Consider the following 16,022-nt stretch of genomic DNA (forward strand, 5'->3'; position numbering starts at 1 on the left):
TATATTAGTTTTATAATTTTATATTCTTCTTCAGTTAATCTTTTTAACATATTATCTATTTGCTCTATTTTTATTTCTTTATCAAATTTATCATTTTTAAGTTTTTCAAGTTCACTATAATTGTTATGTACTCCATCAGTTATATTTTTAGAACTTGGCATGCCAGTATAATTCATTCCTTTTTGGCCAATGCATTTTATATTTATATCTATAGCTTCTATTTCTAGTTTTAATATTTTATACTCATTTAATAATTCTTCTACTTTTTCTATATCTGTCATATATACCACCCAATTTTATGCTATTTATCAGTTGATCCTATTCCACCATTTCTTATTTCATTAACATTATCGTTATCTATTTTTAAATACTTCTTAAATACACCTTGCATAATCTTTTCTCCAGCTTCAATTACAACTTCTTTATCAGTTAGATTCTTTAATTTAAATCCTATATTTCCATCATTATCTGAATTACTATAATAGTCACTGTCAATTATTCCTACTGTATTTATAAGCATTAATCCTTTTTTAAATCCTAATGAGCTTCTTGGATATATTTCTAAAACTTCATCCTCTAACATATAAGCTTTAATATCCGTTTGTACTGCTTCACTTATTCCACCTGCAGGTATTATTATCTTTATAGGAGTACAAATATCATATCCTGCACTATTTTTTGTTCCTCTTTTAGGTTTTTTTATATCTATGTTAGGATGTTTTCTATATTGAGATTTTACAACTTCAAATCCTCTATTTTTAATATCTGCTTTTATTCTTAATTTCATCATTGCTGGAACTCCATTTATTCCCGAACACATTTGTATAAACTCACAATCTTCATGTCTATCCTTTTGTTTACATCCATCCTTAGCTTTACATTTATCCTTTAAAAAACTAAGCATTTGAAAATAGTCTTTACTAATTTCTTTATCATCTACAAAATATTTAGTTTTTAATGACATATTGCTCATTTTGCTCATTCCCTCCATTTTCACCTTAAAATATAATTTTCAACGATTCAAGATCATCTTCTATATCTTGATAGCTATTTCCATATGTAAAACCAACTATTTTTACTTTATCTTGAGCACTTTTCAAGGTTAAATCATCATTATATGCAACTTGATAATATTCTAATTTTTTATCAAAGTTTTCAATAGGATTTATTATAACTTCACACTTTTCAAAGTCAGCCATCCATACTTTAATTCCTATATACTTAAAATTGTTTATTTTTGCATTTTTAAAACAAACTTTTAAATTTTCTATTCTTAATCCCATAATTAAGTCTCCTTATCTATTTTTATTTAACCAATCATTGTCTAATGCTATAAATGCATATATAACTATTCCTGTAGCAATGATCCATATAATCCAAAATATGATTATTAGTGTATTACTAGTTAATTCTTCTAAAATTTCTGTTATTGTTTCATTTTTATATACAGCTATATTTTTACCTTCTATAGTATTATTTTTTAAACTTCCAAATATAGTTGCATTAAATTCTTGCTCTAAACCATAATATTTGTATCTTATGTGATAACCACCACCTATTGTATCTATATAAGAAGTTTCTGGTAGATTAAATTTGGAACTTTCAAAAGTTTTACCTAAGAATGCAACTTCTTTAGCTCGGTAAGTGTCACTATCTACTCTATCCCATGTCCAATAAGTTTCTATTCTTGTGTGTTTTTTTCCATTCACTGTTGTAGTCACAGTTCTCGTGTGCATAGTGTATTTTTCCTTTACTCTTTCAAGTTCTAAGTATTTTCCTTTAATATCTTTATGAGTAACTGGTTCAACTGCCTTTATTGTCCCTTCTACAAATGAATTTCCTACATTAGTTTTCATAGCATAAACAAATAAGTCTTTATTTTTACTTATTTTAAATGCTTTATTGTATTTAACATTTTGATCTTGATGATATTCATTAACCTTACCACTAATCAAAATTCCAACAATTAGCATAATAGCCAGTATTGATACAGCAGCTATTATTTCTCTTTTTGTAATCTCAATATTATTCATTGAATAAATCCTGTGGTGATGTAGAAGGGGCATTATATTCTAAGTAAGTATAAGGTACTATTTCATATCCTAATAAATTTAGTATCATTCTATTTGGAAATTTTCTAACATATCTGTTATACTCTTTTATTTGCTTATTATAATTAGTTCTGTAATCTACCATCATATTTTCAGTAACAGTTAGCTCCGTCATAAGTTGCTTATAGTTTTCATTAGATTTTAAATCTGGATAAGCTTCTGTTACAGCACTTAAAACAGCAGTTACATCTGATATATCTCCATCTTTACTACCTCTAGCTTCCATTATATCCTTTAATGTTTCTGCTTCATGTTTATCATATTCCTTAACTGTATCAACTAAGTTATAAATTAAATCTACTCTTCTTTTTTCTTGAACTTCTACATCTGATAATGCAGTTAATATTTGTTCTTCTAATCCTATTGCTTTATTCTGAACTCCTTGTGTAGCGAATACACAAAGAATTATAGTCATTACTATTGCACTTAAAGTTATCATTACTGTTTTATTTACTTTCATAATATCCCTCCATTATTCTTCATCAAATCTGTTAGCTATTTTCTTTTGTTTCCTCTTACTGATCTTCTTCTTACCATTTCTTTTAGCTTCTTCTTCAGCTCTTCTTGCTTTTATTTCAGCTATAGTTTTTTCACTGTGATATGAAAATGGACAATTATGTTTAATTTCCGCTCTATTCATCATATTGTCATCTAATATTTCATATATATCACAGTTAGCAAAGCTTTCATTACAATCTTCACAATGAGATTGAATACAAGCCATGCATAACTTTTCAAAACTTGATCTTTCTATTTTTACTACTTCAAACTCTGTTTCATAAATTCCAAATACTCTATCATGCATCCATTTATCAACTATTCTTATTGCTTCATTTTGTGATCTTACAGTTCTTTTCATAAACTTAGAACTTTCTTTTGGTTCTAACCTTGCTAAAATACTACTTAATGCTTTTTTATTATATGTAATTGCTGTTCTTATCCATTTAGCTTCATCACTAGTCATATTGCCTCTAGGAATCCATTGATTAATTACTTCCTGATCTATTGCTGCTAAATGATAAATAAATAATAAATCATTCATTTCTTTACTATTTAAATACTTTTTCATATTACTAATTTCCCCCATGATAATTTGTATCTTATTTTTTAATTGATTGTATATAAGCTTTTATAATACATTGCTTTTCATCGTTTTGTAAGTTATACTCTTTAATAATTTTTTTTAATATCTTTCTTGATACTTTACATTCACCTAATTCAATTCTTGTTATATCAGAAGGTTTTATCCCTAATTTTAAACTCATATCATATATAAGTTCTTTTCTACTAATTCTTATATATCTCAAGTTAATTCCAAATGGTGTTAATTTATATGTGGGTTTTATAGGCTTTTTAGGATTTAAAGTTCTTACGATATTATCTTCCCTTGTTTCCATTACCATCGCTCCTTGATATTTAAATATTCCTTTATTATTCCTATAGCTTCATCTGCTCCATTTGCTCTAATTGCTTTATATCCATAACTATTTAGCTTTTCTAGCCATTCCTTTTGTTCTTTACTTATCCTTTTAGTCCTATCTGCTTTAAGTTCTATATATAAGCCATGAAACTGCTCATTCGGCACTGGCAAGCAAATATCAGGAATACCTCTTTTCATGCCCATCTTTTGCAACTCTACTCCAACTCTAGAGCTTCTTTTTCCTTCATTTACTATATGAAAAATCATTTTTAGTTCTTTATAGTGATTTTCTTGCCACCTGCACCAATCCATTATTGCTATTTGCTCTTGTGTCTCTTTATTCATCCTCATAATGTCTAAATTCCTTTTATAGTATTTCTTCTAAATCTATCTGCGGAATAAAACTGCTACTTCCACATTCACATTTATATAGTCCATCTTCTACTGTCAGTTGCATCTCATTTTTTACTTCTCCACACATACTGCATCTCAAATCCATAGTATCTTTTTGTTTCTTTTCTATGTAAACGACATTACCTTCTGTTTTTGTTTTTATTAAATTTCTCATTTTACCCCCTCTTTTCATTTGATACTCATTTGATAATACAAAGTTAATCTTATACTGCATTAACCTTATACTATCAAATGAATTATTTTAATTTCTCAAATATTAAGCCTTTGTATTTTACTTTTTTAGTTTTTTCAGTCTTAAATACTTCCACTAGATTTTCATATCTTATATCATAATCTTCACAAGCTTCTCTTAAAGTCTTATATACTTTCTTAGTCCCTGCATATTTATTAATAACTTTTGTTTTAGGACCACATGATCTGCTTCTATTAATTTTCTTTTTATAATCATAAAGCCACATCTCATGTTCTGCATTTGTCATAGTTCCTAACTCTCTAATATAATCTATCTTTTCATAATTCTTCTTTTCTTCTTTTTTATCGTAAAATGAACTTAAATAATGATTCATATGTCTTAGTGTAGGTGTTACAATACATTCTCCTAGCCTTAACCAATTCTGATAAACTAGTTCTTCCTGCTCTGTTTTACATATAACTTCATGTTTCATATACTCACCTACAGCTAACTAAGTTTCATCTTAAAATGTGCTATCCCTTTAATTGGTTCATGCATTTCATAAGTAATATTGTTCTTTTTACAATAATCATCTAATAATTGTTTGAATTCATCTGTTTTATAACAGTCCTCTTTATCTCTAAATTCAAACTCAACTTCATTTATATTACTTCTTACAGTATTTTTCATTCTGATGTTATTTACATAATTAATTATTAAATTTACAGCTTTTTCTGTTCTATTTATCATCTCGTTTCCTGCTCTCTGAGTTCCACCATGTACCTAATAAAAACCCTATATTAAATACTATTATGATTATTAATTTCATTATCATATTTGTTACTCTTCTTTATGTATAAACTTAACTTCTCTTGTGCCTAAACCATCTATGTATTCTTTAAATTTCTTTTTACTCATTTTTATATTTTTAACTGGATTATTTTGTGCTGTTGTTCCATCAAGCTCCATTTTTGTTTCAAATATACTTTTTGCTTTAGCATATTTTTTTCTTGCCATAATCCTTCCCCCTATCATATAAATGAATTATTTTATTTAATTTACTTATTTATTGTTGTTTAAATAGTAATGCAAATAGCATTGAGCTTTTATTTTCACAACTACTTGGCTTTAGTTCGATTCTACCTAATTTCCAACCACATTCTAATAATTCATTTACTTTATCATCGAAGAATTCTCTACTATCAGCCTTGCAATATACTGTTTTTATCTTTGTTTTCATTTGTTTGCTCCTTAAATAAAAATTATATTTCATATCTAAAATGGTATTTCATCATCATCTATAGCTTGGAATCCATTAGGATCTAATCCTTGTGGTGCTTCAAAACTAGGTGTAAATGTAGGAGTTCCTTCTGAGTTATTGTTATTATTTGAGCTTAAAAACTCAATCTGATTCGCTCTTACTTTTGTAATACTTCTTTTCTGTTCCTGATGCATATATGTTTCAACTCTTATACTACCTTGAACACCTATTAAACTTCCTTTCATACAATATTGAGCTATATTCTCTGCTTGTTTGTTCCAAGCTTCTATATATATGAAATCTGCTTCACTTTTACCTTCTTTTTTATATCCTCTATTTATGGCTAATGTGAAATTAACAACTGGTGTTCCTTCTCCTGGTATATATCTTAAATCTGGGTCTTTTGTTAATCTTCCAACTAAAACTACATGGTTCATTATTTATTTAAATCCTTTCATTTTGTTTTTTTTATAATTTCATTACACAACAATTGCTCCTATGTAACACTTTTCTAGTTCAATTTTTAATTTATCCTTTTCAGTTTTTCTTTTTCTTCTCTTTTTACAATCACCATAACAAGCTGCTATATGCTTTAAACTTCCACCGTAGTATTTACATTTTCCTGTATTTTCATCTAATTCAAACTTAGTACATATTTTATTTTTTATCATTTTTACCACCTTACTTATTTAGTGCGATTTTATCTAATCTAGCTTCACATTTTTTCTTAACTCTTAACTTTTTAGTTCTTTTAGCTATAGCTCTTATTCTTCTAATTTCTTCATGTCTTTCTTTTCTTATTTTTCTTTTAATACTTCTATTTTCTTTTTCAAGTGCATGGATCTGTTCATCCTTAAAATCTATTTCTTCGTATAAATAATTTATTGTTTGCTCTGCATCACTATAGCCATTTTTGTATGACTTTACTTTTTCTCTGTTAACTTCTCTCATTAATTCTTTTTTAGTAAACAAACCTAAAAACATTAAACCTTCCCCCAATCGCATTCAAAATATATAACTTGTTTAGTTTCTTTGTTTATGAAACCAACTTCTTTAGAAGTCTTTCTCTCTACTAGGTAGTTACTTGGATTAAGTCCTTTATCTTCTAGAAATGCTTTCATCTTTCTATTTAATTTCTTGCCTTGTTTCATACTTTCATAATCTCCTTTATTTCGTAATAACTATTAATTTTTCACATTTTCCCCAGCTTTGACTTTTACCATAGAAATTTAAATTTAATATCTCTGCACCTCTAAATTTCAAGTGTTTTAATTCTTGATGCAAATTTCTCTTAGTCTTGTATCTATATTCTTTCTTGGTTTTATGTGATTTAATTTTTACTAATAACATATTTTATTCCTCCCCATTTCTTTCAATTTCCTTCCACTCTTCTATAGCTTCTTTATAAGCTTCTTGAACTGTAATTCCTTTTTGTTCAGCAATACGAATTGCTATTTTTTTTACTCTATCTGCAGATTCTAATATATTCATAACATCACCTAATTACCTTTTATCTCACTTAATCTTTTTCTTTGTTCTAAAACTATTAATTCATCTACATGTTGACTTACTTTTAATACAACTTCGTTATTAGTTCCAAATTCTTCACAAAGATTATTTAATAAATTTTTAAATTCCTCTATCATAAGCTCCACCCTTGATTTATTCTAAATATCTAATGTTTTTTTCCAATTTTTAAAACCAAGTGCTTTTTTAATTGGCACTTTATTAGCTTTAAACTCTGCATAACATGCATTCCTAATCTCTCTAAATCTAAAAGAACTCCTTTTTTTAATATCATCTTTAGCTATTTGAACAGCTACCTTTTGAAATTTATTCATACTTACCTCTCTATACTTTCTATTTATCGTAGAAGTCAACATTTTTTATTATTAGGTCATATGATCCGTCTGTGTTTCTTTCAATTTTAAACTTCATACTGTCTGAAAAATCTTCTAATCGCCCTGATATTTCAAAACCTGAAAAAGTTCCTATTTTTCTTTTTTTCAATTTATTTTCTACTACAGTCTTATCTATAGTAAAGTTTTCAAGTTCATACATTTCACAAAATCTTTTAAATAATTTTTTTTGCTCATAATTTAATGCATTTTTTGAAAACTCTTCTAAATCCATTACGTTTCGTTCTCTTAGCATATCGTTTCTAACTTTTCTTATTTTTTCAGCTTCTAAACAATCTGGAATACCGTTGTTTATCCAAATATTAGTTGCTCTTATAAACTTTTTTGTTTTATATGCTTCATCTTCTATTTTTTCAGCATTAAGAAACTTTTTAACAAACACTGAGTTATCATCTTCCATCTTCTCAGCTTCTATATCTAAGACAAATAAATCATATGTTTCTAAAGAATTAATCTCTACTATTGCTGCTTGTTTTATTGATGTACCTTGAATAGCTATCTCATTTTCAATAATTTGAATATTAAATTTTTCATCTTCAAAGTCAATCTTATGATTATGCATTTTCTTATAGTCAAGCTTCAAAATAGCTACATAGCTTTTATCTCTTATAAGCATAGAAGCCACTAATAAATCACACGATTCAAGTTCTCCATTTTCTGTCATCAGTTCATAGTAATAACTTGCTATTTCCTTTGAGCTACTTAAGAAACTATCTTTATCTTCGATTATAATATCGCAACAATTTCTAATTATATTATTTTCATAGTCAAGAAACTTCGCTTTTCTAAGTAGATCATGCTTTAGGACCTTTTTTACTTGTTTTTGTATAAATTTCTCTATACTTAAATTATTTTTACCTTCAAAATCATTCAAAATAATTTTTGTGTTCTTATCAAGTACATGAGTTACATGTTTACTTACAATCATCTTATTTCCCCCTCAAAGCCTTCTCATTCTTGTATATATATAAGGCCTTCCGTTAAATTTATTAATCAATATTTCATAATCTACTAACACATATCCAGGATTATTTTTCTCCATATCTTGCTTGATAAGATGCTGGAATCTTGTCATTGTATGTACTCTCTTTTTAGAAAACTTAGTATTACTTTTAGTAATCTTAGGTTTTTTCAGATTATTACTAGAACACCAACGTTTCTTTCCTTTTGGGTCTTTTGTTAAATAAGTTCCTATACCTGTTAAACCTAATTCATCACAATTCAGCTTTTTCATATTATTTCTTCTTCCAAGCTTCCATAAAGCTTCTACTTCATCAATGGGTAACTCTGTACTAATAATCAAATGATGATGACATCTAATCTTATTTGTTACTGAATGCTCTGTTATGTAGATATATTTTGCTTTTTCTAAATTTCTTTTTTTCAGATGATAATTTAATCTTCTAATAAAATTTTGCATATTCTTTTTTGCTTGCTCATGATCCGAAGGTAAATTATAATCTGAATAATTAAGAGTTATTAAATAATCTCCAGTTTTGAAATTTGTATTAATTAATCTTATTAAATTTTTTCTAGCATTTTTATCATTCAAATTCCTTTGAGCTTCTTTACTCTTTTTAGGTTTCCATTCATCAGGTATTTCATTTTTTTTATAAACTGGATATATTTCTACTTCTCTTATTGGTCCAGCTGTAACTGTTTTTGTTACATAATTACATTTATTTCTTATTTCTAGATTGTGATTTATATATTCATCATCATGATTAAGTTTTAAATCATGCAATCTTTCATAATCACTTTCTATGTATTTCTCTTTCTTTCTTGTCATATTACTATCACCATTTATCTTTTCGTTGACTTGTTATTTAGCCTTATTTTCAATTAATTCGTCTATTGTAATTCCAAGATAATCAGCTATAGCTTTTACTGTATAAACTCCTGGATTTAAGTTCTTATCTTGTATGATTTTATATATGTTACTTACTGGTATATCTGCTTCTTTAGCTAGCTTATTTGCACTTATGTTTCTTTCTTTTAAAATTTGATTTATTTTGTCACTTATTTCCATATTATTACCCCTTCTGATATAATCGTTGTATGGAATATTTTCCAAATATATAAAGGTGGTGATTAATTAATGAATAAGGCTTTATTAACATTTTCCGACGGTTCAAATTTAATAGTTAAAGAAGGTCAACGTCTAATTCCTGTAGTTTCTTATACAAAAGACAATCATTTTGAAGTATCCTTAGATAAATCTTTTGAAATCTGGTATCATATTCATGATGGATTAATTCCTGGATTATGTGAATTTCTTGTAAATAGTTCTTTCTTTTATCTATTTGAAGATACATCAACTGTTTACAGATCTGATTCTGTGATAAAGATTCAAAATATATAAAATGTTTATGGATGAATGATTATTTTTAAATCATTCATTTCTTTCTTTATTGCTTCAATACATTTGTCAAATAAACTAACTTTTATATATTTTCCTGTGATTTTTTCATCCCAAATAGCACTCTTTTTTAATATTTCTATTTTTTCTATTAATTCTCCATATGTTTCACTATTTTCTTTTAATGAATTAATAATCTCTTTCACTGCTATATCAGCATTTATGCAAAACTCTTCTGTAATCTCTCTGACTTTATTATTTTCTTCAAGCTTTTTCATATTCTTAACCTCCTGTTATATATTTTTCGTTGACTTGTTAATATCTATTACAAGCCCTTTAAAAGCCACATTATTTGACTTTTTAAAAGAATAGATATTTTTGTTAAGAGTATAATTTGTATTAAAAATCACACTCTTATATTTAGTTTTATGTTTAATATACATCTATAGCTAATATGTTTTTTAGTTAGTTTCACTTTTTTGTTCTTCTGTTAAAAGTATTCCTTTGATTAAACCTTTTGCTTCCATATATCTTTCTTTATTGTTTTGCTTTAATTGAGTTATCATTGTTAAAAATTCTTCAGTCTCTTGGTCAATAACGATATTAAGTTTTTCTGACATAATACCACCTCCTTTTGTGTCTTTGAAACATCTTTAATCATATTTTACGTTTCTTTGACACAAAAGTCAACACTATTTTTGTTTTTTAGAAACTATTTTTGTTTTTTACCGTTGCCAAGACACACTTTTTGTTATATAATGTTTCTTGAGGTGATATTATGAATACTAGATTAAAAGAGATTCGATTAAAGAAAGGTCTTTCTCAAGATGAATTTTCTAAAAAATTAGGTATTTCAAGAAGTCATGTAGCTAGTCTAGAAGGTGGTAGAAAAACACTTACTGAAAGGCTTATTAATGATATATCAAGAGAGTATAATGTTAATAAACAATGGCTTATATCTGGTGATGGTGAAATGTTTATAGATCCTTTAGATGATATCCAATTAGATGAGGATATTAAGGAAATAACAAAGTTATATTTATCTTTAGATGAAAATATGAAAAGAACTGTAAAAAAATTCATACAAGCATCTTTAGAAGAAAAAGACAGAGATTAATTCTTTTTAATCTCTGTTTTTTTTATTATATTGTTAACTTCTAAAAAAATTTTTATATTGTTATAAAGTTCTATGTTATCTTTTTTTAGATTCTCAAATAAAAATATTACTTCTAATAATTCTTTACTCACATTATGCTTTTGTTTCATAACTCCTCCAAATATAAAAATATCCCAAATTTATGCTCTCTAATCTTTTTCATTGGTTCATAGTATTTCTACACTCCTCATTTAAACATGTGTTCTATTGTTTTTAAAAATAACTTTCTATTTTCCTATCTATATGTTATTATTTATATAGAGTAACAAATATAAGTTCGCTTTATAGTTCATATTTATCGAACTTAAATTCTGTAATTAGATTATATCAAGAATGTTTGTTCTTTTCAAATAAATTTATAAAAAAGGGGAATTAAAATGTATTCAGACTTAACAAATAAACAAAAATTGATTTTAGAATATATAAAAGAGCAACAATCAAAAAAAGGCTATCCACCTTCAGTAAGAGAAATGTGCAACTATGTAGGCTTGAAATCTACTGCTACAGTTCACTCACACTTAAAAACACTTGAAGAATTAGGATATATTCGAAGAGACGCTACAAAACCAAGAGCAATTGAAGTATTATTAGATACTATTGATGGAATTAACCAAGAAATTATTTCTATACCTGTAATCGGACAAATTACAGCTGGTGAACCAATACTAGCACAACAGAACATAGAAGAGTATATTCCATTGCCTGCAAGTCTAGTCAAAGGTAACGATAACTTTATATTAAAAGTTAAAGGCGAAAGCATGATAAACGCAGGTATACTTAATAAAGACTATGTGATTGTTGATAGAAGTAGTTATGCTGATAACTCTCAGATAGTTGTAGCATTAATAAATGGTGAACATGCAACTGTAAAGAGATTTTTCAAAGAAGGAAATATGGTGAGATTGCAACCTGAAAATGAATTTATGGACCCTATTATTTTAAACGAAAAAAGTGTTAAGATAATAGGAATTGTTAAGGGAGTTTTTAGAACACTATAAAAAAATAAGAATTGACAATTTTTGTGTAAAGATTTATTATTAGATTAAAATTAAACAAATTATTAAATTAAAAATAAACATAGAAAAAGCCTACTGGTTAAGTAAGTTTTGGCGAACTTAGCTTAGCCACTAACAAGATACATGACGGGTATCAAGTAGTTTTGAAGTAGACTAGTTTTCTCATATATAATTTATGTAATAATATTATCATATTTAATGATATATTTCAATAAATTTTATGAAAAATTCGTCCTCTAAACCTTGATATTAAAAGTATCAAGGTTTTTTTAATTGTAAGGGGGAAATATAGATGAAATACACAATCGAAGGTTTTAATCAAAGAAATGCAATTGCACTAGGTTTAAATAGTGAAGATCTAGTTTTATTAAGATGGTTTGTTGATTTTAAAAACACATCTGATATGAAAAAGAAATATATAAAACATGCTAATGATATGGGATATTGGATTAGCTATAGCTACTTAATACAAGAATTACCAATATTATTTTCGGCTAATCCTCAATATACAGTTGAAAATTATGATAGTTTAAGTGCTAAAGAAAAAATGGATTTAGATAAAAAATATACAAAAGCATGTAAACAAAAAATCAAAAGGATATTAAGTGGTAATTTATCTAAGGTTTTATTAAGAAATAAATCCGTAAATAGAGATGATAAAGGAAGAGTTAAAAGTGAAATATATGTACATATAAATCCTGTTGTTTTTAAGTTACTTATTAGTGATGATATAACCGCGGTACAAAAATGTACTACGGACACCGTGGTACAAAAATGTACTACGGACACCGTAGTACAAAAATGTACGATATATCCTTCTACTATTAATACTTATTCTTCTACTACAGGTAGTAAGCAAAAATCAAAAGATTTTAGCAGTAGTGAAAAACATGAAAATATAAATTTAATAGAAAATAATACACACTTAAAAGTAAATACTCCTACAAAAGAGAAAAAAGCATCCTCATGGGATAAAGATAGATTATTAAAAGCTATTGAAATATTTAAAGAACAGCAAGGCGAATATTTTTCACTATTAGAAAAAATTTATAATGATGATAAGAATTTTGTTCCTAAGAACGAAAAAACTAATAATTCTGTTTCTAAATTTAAATCTCGTTTTCATAACATAAATGAATCATTTAGAAAATATACTCCAGAAGAATTAGAAAAGCTATTAAAAGAAAATCAAAATGATAAATTTACAAATACAAATAATGAACCTGCTATAGATATAAATGAAATAAGAGAAAGAGCTATTGATCTACTACAAGAAAAAATAAATGCAGATAAAACTCAATTTTTTAGACCAACTGTAAGACATAATTTAGATGCTTTTGAGAATGAAATAAATGAAATATGCAACGAATTATTAAATAATTAAGAAAGGAGACACTAAAAGTGGTATATTCAAGAATAATAATCCAAGGAACAATTGATAAAGAACCGAAAGTAAACGAAGATGGTTCTGCTGATATAATTTTAGTAAATGCTTATGAGAAAAAAGCCAATAGAGATATTAGAGATAAAGGTGCTAGTGTATTTTTAGTAAAGTTACGTAAGAAATTATATGAAAAGCATAAAAAGCAATTAAATGGAGAAAAGCAAATAAGCATTATAGGGTATATAAAAACTGGTATGAGCAAGAAGGGGAAACCATTTATATATGTTTCACCTGTTTCTATTGAATTTTATGACGTAGCTAAAATGTCAATAAAGAAAAATAGAATTTTCAAAACTAAGACTCAACAAGTTCCATGGTGGCAATTATTAGAGGATAAAGACTTTATTGAAATTAGTACAAATGAAATAGAAATTATAGATGATAGACATCTAAACGGTAATTTAGCAAACGTAGAATTAAAGAAAAGAAAAACTCCATTGCATGTGGCTGTAAAACCTCATAATGGAAAATACAAACTAATATTAGGACTAAAAGCTTTACTTATAGCAAAGTTATTCGATTTAAATGTGAGAGCTTATGTCACAGATAAGTCCTATGACGAATTGATTAAAAGATTTGATATTGATGAAGAAAACGTAAATTCTAACGATTATTCAGAAAATAAAAAATATGATTAGTCAAAACGATTAAATTTTATATTACATAAATTAATAGGGGGAGTAAAAATGGCTAGAAGTGTAATAAGAAAACCAAGTTTGAAAAAATCTATATCAGCTAGGACTACTGGAAGAGCTAAGAGAGCTGTTAAGAAAGCTGTTATACCTGGTTACGGTAAAAAGGGTACTGGCTGGATAAAAAATCCTAAAAAGGCTGCTTACAATAAAGTCTATAATAAAACATCTATAAGTATATTCGATATATTTAAAAGCATACTTAAGTAATAAAAAAGAGACATCCAACAAAAGATCTCTCTTTTTTATTTATTATTCACTAATTTTTTAACAATTATTTTTCTGTCTTTCTGCTTTTTTTGTACTATATACTTGACATAATGAAACAATAGGTATAGCTAATATAAATATTAATCTAATTGTATTTCTGTACATGCCTGGTTCAATTGAGTAAGAAGTATAAATTAAAGCTCCTACTAATATTAAGTTTATGCATAAATAAATCAATTTGGTTTTTGTTTGCATATTTCATCCATCCTTTTATTTTTAGCCTATTGTATATATTATTATACGATACTTTTTAACAACTATCTATAAGATCCTGTTCTATAATAAGTTTTTGTTGAAGATATTTTTTTACCATTGTACTCATTCCAGCATTGTATTCTTACAGAATAATTTAGTTTTTTTGTATCAGTCCATTTAAAAGCTACTTTCTTAACAAGTTTTGTATCAGCTTTCAAATCTTTTACAGCCACAGTCATTCCATACCCTGTTAAATAGCATACACCCATACCAGCTCCTGCAATTACAGCCCCTTTTCCTAATGTCACAGCAAGTTTAGATTTTGTTACTATATTACCTATGTTACCGATCGCACTCAAATTGGCACCTATACTTGATATAGCCATTAATTCATTTCCCTCTTTAACCATTTTAGATACATTTATTTTTTGAGTAGTTAAGGTATGATAAGATGTCCAGCTTTTGGGAAAAGTTTTAAATATAAATGCTGCTTTTGGATCGTCCTTTGGAAGAGCAGATGCTCCTGAGTCGGCAAATGCAAAAGAGTTAGCACTGATGGTGAAAAGTAACATAAATGTTAGAAATAAACTTATAATTTTGTTTTTTTTCTTCATAAAATAATTACCCCCAAATGTTATATTTATATAACTCAACATAAATATAGCATTATTTTTTTCATATATCTACAATTTATGCAAGTTTAAATTCTAACTATTTTGTAAGGTTTGATTTATTAACTAAAAGATTTTTAGAAGAAATATATATCAGAAAATACATAAATAAATTGATTTATAAGCAGATAATACAAAATGACTACTAAAGTAGTTTATAATGTGTTTGAGGGGGGGATGTCATGAATTTAAATGATCTAGACATTATTGAACAAATACATTTTATTAATGAAAAGTTAAAAGAAGGATATAGTTTATCAAGGTTGGATAAGGAAAATATAATTAGTTCTAGAAAAACTATATCAAACAGATTTAAAAAGATAGGCTATGAATTAAACAAGGAAAGTAATCAATACGAAAGTATTATTGAAGTAGTAGAGGGCGATAAATCGGAGGATAAAGAGCCTATATTAGAAAGTAGTAATAAAGTAGTTCAGGGCAATGAATCTAAAAATAAAGAATCTATATCAAAAAGTAGTAATAAAGTAGTACGGGGCGACCAAGTAAATAACAAGCTTCTAGAGGAAATTATATTAAATTATGCTGATATGAATGATAAACTAGAAGAAGTTTATAACTGGTATTTAAAAAGTAGTGATAAAGTAGTAAGTGACGATTTAAAGATACATGACTTTGAGGGAGAAGTTGTTACTAGAAGTTATAAAATATATGAGCCTATACAAAAAGAGTTTGCAGAATATTGCTCTAGTAGTAAATATAGAGTGCAAGATTTAATTTCTCAAGCACTAAAAGAATTTTTAGAAAAATATAGATAATATAATATTTTTAAAAACCACTCTTATTATCGTGAGAGTGGTTTTTAATTTATAAATATACTTATCAATATCACCTTTGTATTCCGAGTAGGAAAAAAAATCTTAAAATGACTGAAATTATTATTTGCACTTTATAAAATTTGTAT

Annotated in this window: 35 protein-coding genes and 1 pseudogene; 7 read left to right on the plus strand and 29 right to left on the minus strand. The window is 26.6% G+C overall.

Features of this window, described 5'->3' with window-relative positions; translation table 11 throughout:
* The 24 genes and pseudogenes from NSA58_RS06375 to NSA58_RS06490 form a co-directional block, all read right to left on the minus strand.
* A pseudogene (locus tag NSA58_RS06375) lies at window positions 1-281 on the minus strand (hypothetical protein); the annotation flags it as partial.
* A 20-nt stretch (window positions 282-301) separates the two neighbouring features.
* Window positions 302-973 (minus strand): dCTP deaminase/dUTPase family protein, encoded by a 672-nt coding sequence (locus tag NSA58_RS06380; protein WP_257560268.1) that lies wholly within the window; start codon window positions 971-973, stop codon window positions 302-304.
* Between the two features lie 25 nt (window positions 974-998).
* Window positions 999-1,283 carry a hypothetical protein gene (locus NSA58_RS06385; RefSeq protein WP_257560269.1) on the minus strand — a complete coding sequence of 95 codons (285 nt, stop codon included), beginning with the start codon at window positions 1,281-1,283 and terminating at the stop codon, window positions 999-1,001.
* 12 nt (window positions 1,284-1,295) lie between these two features.
* Complete coding sequence (locus NSA58_RS06390; protein ID WP_257560270.1) at window positions 1,296-2,033, minus strand: hypothetical protein; 738 nt, start codon at window positions 2,031-2,033, stop codon at window positions 1,296-1,298.
* Window positions 2,026-2,571 carry a LemA family protein gene (locus tag NSA58_RS06395; RefSeq protein ID WP_257560271.1) on the minus strand — a complete coding sequence of 182 codons (546 nt, stop codon included), beginning with the start codon at window positions 2,569-2,571 and terminating at the stop codon, window positions 2,026-2,028. The genes NSA58_RS06390 and NSA58_RS06395 overlap by 8 nt, the downstream gene beginning before the upstream one ends.
* 12 nt (window positions 2,572-2,583) lie before the next feature.
* Window positions 2,584-3,180, minus strand: a complete 597-nt coding sequence (locus tag NSA58_RS06400) for a DUF5651 domain-containing protein (protein WP_257560272.1) — start codon at window positions 3,178-3,180, stop codon at window positions 2,584-2,586.
* A gap of 31 nt (window positions 3,181-3,211) precedes the next feature.
* Window positions 3,212-3,508, minus strand: coding sequence for a helix-turn-helix domain-containing protein (locus NSA58_RS06405; RefSeq protein ID WP_257560273.1), 297 nt, complete (start codon window positions 3,506-3,508; stop codon window positions 3,212-3,214).
* Window positions 3,508-3,876 carry a VRR-NUC domain-containing protein gene (locus NSA58_RS06410; protein WP_257560274.1) on the minus strand — a complete coding sequence of 123 codons (369 nt, stop codon included), beginning with the start codon at window positions 3,874-3,876 and terminating at the stop codon, window positions 3,508-3,510. The genes NSA58_RS06405 and NSA58_RS06410 overlap by 1 nt, the downstream gene beginning before the upstream one ends.
* Window positions 3,877-3,898: 22 nt before the next feature.
* Window positions 3,899-4,099 carry a hypothetical protein gene (locus NSA58_RS06415; protein WP_257560275.1) on the minus strand — a complete coding sequence of 67 codons (201 nt, stop codon included), beginning with the start codon at window positions 4,097-4,099 and terminating at the stop codon, window positions 3,899-3,901.
* Between the two features lie 82 nt (window positions 4,100-4,181).
* Window positions 4,182-4,610 carry a hypothetical protein gene (locus NSA58_RS06420; protein WP_257560276.1) on the minus strand — a complete coding sequence of 143 codons (429 nt, stop codon included), beginning with the start codon at window positions 4,608-4,610 and terminating at the stop codon, window positions 4,182-4,184.
* Between the two features lie 14 nt (window positions 4,611-4,624).
* Entirely contained in the window at window positions 4,625-4,867 is a 243-nt protein-coding gene (locus tag NSA58_RS06425; protein WP_257560277.1) for a hypothetical protein, read from the minus strand.
* A gap of 90 nt (window positions 4,868-4,957) precedes the next feature.
* Window positions 4,958-5,134: a hypothetical protein gene (locus NSA58_RS06430; RefSeq protein ID WP_257560278.1), complete on the minus strand. Its 177-nt coding sequence runs from the start codon at window positions 5,132-5,134 to the stop codon at window positions 4,958-4,960.
* Between the two features lie 49 nt (window positions 5,135-5,183).
* Window positions 5,184-5,357, minus strand: a complete 174-nt coding sequence (locus NSA58_RS06435) for a hypothetical protein (RefSeq protein WP_257560279.1) — start codon at window positions 5,355-5,357, stop codon at window positions 5,184-5,186.
* A 35-nt stretch (window positions 5,358-5,392) separates the two neighbouring features.
* Window positions 5,393-5,815 carry a single-stranded DNA-binding protein gene (locus tag NSA58_RS06440; RefSeq protein ID WP_257560280.1) on the minus strand — a complete coding sequence of 141 codons (423 nt, stop codon included), beginning with the start codon at window positions 5,813-5,815 and terminating at the stop codon, window positions 5,393-5,395.
* A 42-nt stretch (window positions 5,816-5,857) separates the two neighbouring features.
* On the minus strand, window positions 5,858-6,049 hold the full coding sequence (locus NSA58_RS06445) for a hypothetical protein (protein ID WP_257560281.1): 192 nt from the start codon (window positions 6,047-6,049) through the stop codon (window positions 5,858-5,860).
* A 10-nt stretch (window positions 6,050-6,059) separates the two neighbouring features.
* Window positions 6,060-6,362: a hypothetical protein gene (locus NSA58_RS06450; RefSeq protein WP_257560282.1), complete on the minus strand. Its 303-nt coding sequence runs from the start codon at window positions 6,360-6,362 to the stop codon at window positions 6,060-6,062.
* Window positions 6,362-6,529, minus strand: a complete 168-nt coding sequence (locus NSA58_RS06455; protein WP_257560283.1) for a DUF6906 family protein — start codon at window positions 6,527-6,529, stop codon at window positions 6,362-6,364. Before NSA58_RS06455 ends, NSA58_RS06450 begins: the two co-directional genes overlap by 1 nt.
* A gap of 16 nt (window positions 6,530-6,545) precedes the next feature.
* Window positions 6,546-6,728 (minus strand): hypothetical protein, encoded by a 183-nt coding sequence (locus NSA58_RS06460; protein WP_257560284.1) that lies wholly within the window; start codon window positions 6,726-6,728, stop codon window positions 6,546-6,548.
* A gap of 3 nt (window positions 6,729-6,731) precedes the next feature.
* Window positions 6,732-6,869, minus strand: a complete 138-nt coding sequence (locus NSA58_RS06465) for a hypothetical protein (RefSeq protein WP_257560285.1) — start codon at window positions 6,867-6,869, stop codon at window positions 6,732-6,734.
* 8 nt (window positions 6,870-6,877) lie between these two features.
* Window positions 6,878-7,024, minus strand: a complete 147-nt coding sequence (locus NSA58_RS06470; protein ID WP_257560286.1) for an aspartyl-phosphate phosphatase Spo0E family protein — start codon at window positions 7,022-7,024, stop codon at window positions 6,878-6,880.
* A 21-nt stretch (window positions 7,025-7,045) separates the two neighbouring features.
* A complete protein-coding gene (locus tag NSA58_RS06475) occupies window positions 7,046-7,219 on the minus strand; it encodes a hypothetical protein (RefSeq protein WP_257560287.1) in 174 nt (57 codons plus the stop codon).
* A gap of 19 nt (window positions 7,220-7,238) precedes the next feature.
* Window positions 7,239-8,225 (minus strand): nucleoid-associated protein, encoded by a 987-nt coding sequence (locus NSA58_RS06480; protein ID WP_257560288.1) that lies wholly within the window; start codon window positions 8,223-8,225, stop codon window positions 7,239-7,241.
* 12 nt (window positions 8,226-8,237) lie between these two features.
* Entirely contained in the window at window positions 8,238-9,086 is an 849-nt protein-coding gene (locus NSA58_RS06485) for a rolling circle replication-associated protein (RefSeq protein ID WP_257560289.1), read from the minus strand.
* Window positions 9,087-9,119: 33 nt separating this feature from the next.
* Entirely contained in the window at window positions 9,120-9,326 is a 207-nt protein-coding gene (locus NSA58_RS06490; RefSeq protein WP_257560290.1) for a helix-turn-helix domain-containing protein, read from the minus strand.
* 69 nt (window positions 9,327-9,395) lie between these two features.
* On the opposite strand from NSA58_RS06490, the gene NSA58_RS06495 reads away from it, so the two are divergent.
* The gene (locus tag NSA58_RS06495; protein WP_257560291.1) at window positions 9,396-9,659 is read left to right on the plus strand and encodes a hypothetical protein; all 264 of its coding nucleotides are present in this window, start codon (window positions 9,396-9,398) and stop codon (window positions 9,657-9,659) included.
* Window positions 9,660-9,664: 5 nt separating this feature from the next.
* On the opposite strand, the gene NSA58_RS06500 is transcribed toward NSA58_RS06495, so the two are convergent.
* Together NSA58_RS06500 and NSA58_RS06505 are read right to left on the minus strand one after the other, a co-directional pair.
* Complete coding sequence (locus NSA58_RS06500; protein ID WP_257560292.1) at window positions 9,665-9,934, minus strand: hypothetical protein; 270 nt, start codon at window positions 9,932-9,934, stop codon at window positions 9,665-9,667.
* Window positions 9,935-10,117: 183 nt separating this feature from the next.
* Entirely contained in the window at window positions 10,118-10,276 is a 159-nt protein-coding gene (locus tag NSA58_RS06505; RefSeq protein WP_257560293.1) for a hypothetical protein, read from the minus strand.
* Between the two features lie 158 nt (window positions 10,277-10,434).
* Between NSA58_RS06505 and NSA58_RS06510 the strand changes: the two genes are divergently transcribed.
* A complete protein-coding gene (locus tag NSA58_RS06510; protein WP_257560294.1) occupies window positions 10,435-10,773 on the plus strand; it encodes a helix-turn-helix domain-containing protein in 339 nt (112 codons plus the stop codon).
* Here NSA58_RS06510 and NSA58_RS06515 read toward each other — a convergent pair.
* The gene (locus NSA58_RS06515; RefSeq protein WP_257560295.1) at window positions 10,770-10,922 is read right to left on the minus strand and encodes a hypothetical protein; all 153 of its coding nucleotides are present in this window, start codon (window positions 10,920-10,922) and stop codon (window positions 10,770-10,772) included. The genes NSA58_RS06510 and NSA58_RS06515 overlap by 4 nt on opposite strands.
* Before the next feature lie 267 nt (window positions 10,923-11,189).
* Between NSA58_RS06515 and lexA the strand changes: the two genes are divergently transcribed.
* The 4 genes from lexA to NSA58_RS06535 all read left to right on the plus strand — a co-directional run bounded on the left by lexA (window position 11,190) and on the right by NSA58_RS06535 (window position 14,174).
* Window positions 11,190-11,810, plus strand: coding sequence for a transcriptional repressor LexA (gene lexA, locus NSA58_RS06520; RefSeq protein ID WP_257560296.1), 621 nt, complete (start codon window positions 11,190-11,192; stop codon window positions 11,808-11,810).
* A gap of 310 nt (window positions 11,811-12,120) precedes the next feature.
* Window positions 12,121-13,212 (plus strand): hypothetical protein, encoded by a 1,092-nt coding sequence (locus tag NSA58_RS06525; RefSeq protein ID WP_257560297.1) that lies wholly within the window; start codon window positions 12,121-12,123, stop codon window positions 13,210-13,212.
* 17 nt (window positions 13,213-13,229) lie between these two features.
* Window positions 13,230-13,910, plus strand: coding sequence for a hypothetical protein (locus tag NSA58_RS06530; protein WP_257560298.1), 681 nt, complete (start codon window positions 13,230-13,232; stop codon window positions 13,908-13,910).
* A 48-nt stretch (window positions 13,911-13,958) separates the two neighbouring features.
* On the plus strand, window positions 13,959-14,174 hold the full coding sequence (locus NSA58_RS06535) for a hypothetical protein (protein ID WP_257560299.1): 216 nt from the start codon (window positions 13,959-13,961) through the stop codon (window positions 14,172-14,174).
* A 57-nt stretch (window positions 14,175-14,231) separates the two neighbouring features.
* Here NSA58_RS06535 and NSA58_RS06540 read toward each other — a convergent pair whose 3' ends face one another.
* Window positions 14,232-14,429 (minus strand): hypothetical protein, encoded by a 198-nt coding sequence (locus NSA58_RS06540; protein ID WP_257560300.1) that lies wholly within the window; start codon window positions 14,427-14,429, stop codon window positions 14,232-14,234.
* Between the two features lie 62 nt (window positions 14,430-14,491).
* Window positions 14,492-15,043, minus strand: a complete 552-nt coding sequence (locus NSA58_RS06545; protein ID WP_257560301.1) for a hypothetical protein — start codon at window positions 15,041-15,043, stop codon at window positions 14,492-14,494.
* 239 nt (window positions 15,044-15,282) lie between these two features.
* Between NSA58_RS06545 and NSA58_RS06550 the strand changes: the two genes are divergently transcribed.
* Complete coding sequence (locus NSA58_RS06550) at window positions 15,283-15,876, plus strand: hypothetical protein (protein WP_257560302.1); 594 nt, start codon at window positions 15,283-15,285, stop codon at window positions 15,874-15,876.
* Window positions 15,877-16,022: the final 146 nt, after the last annotated feature.

Origin of the sequence: Terrisporobacter muris (genome assembly GCF_024621905.1) — a bacterium.
Classification (GTDB): domain Bacteria; phylum Bacillota; class Clostridia; order Peptostreptococcales; family Peptostreptococcaceae; genus Terrisporobacter; species Terrisporobacter muris.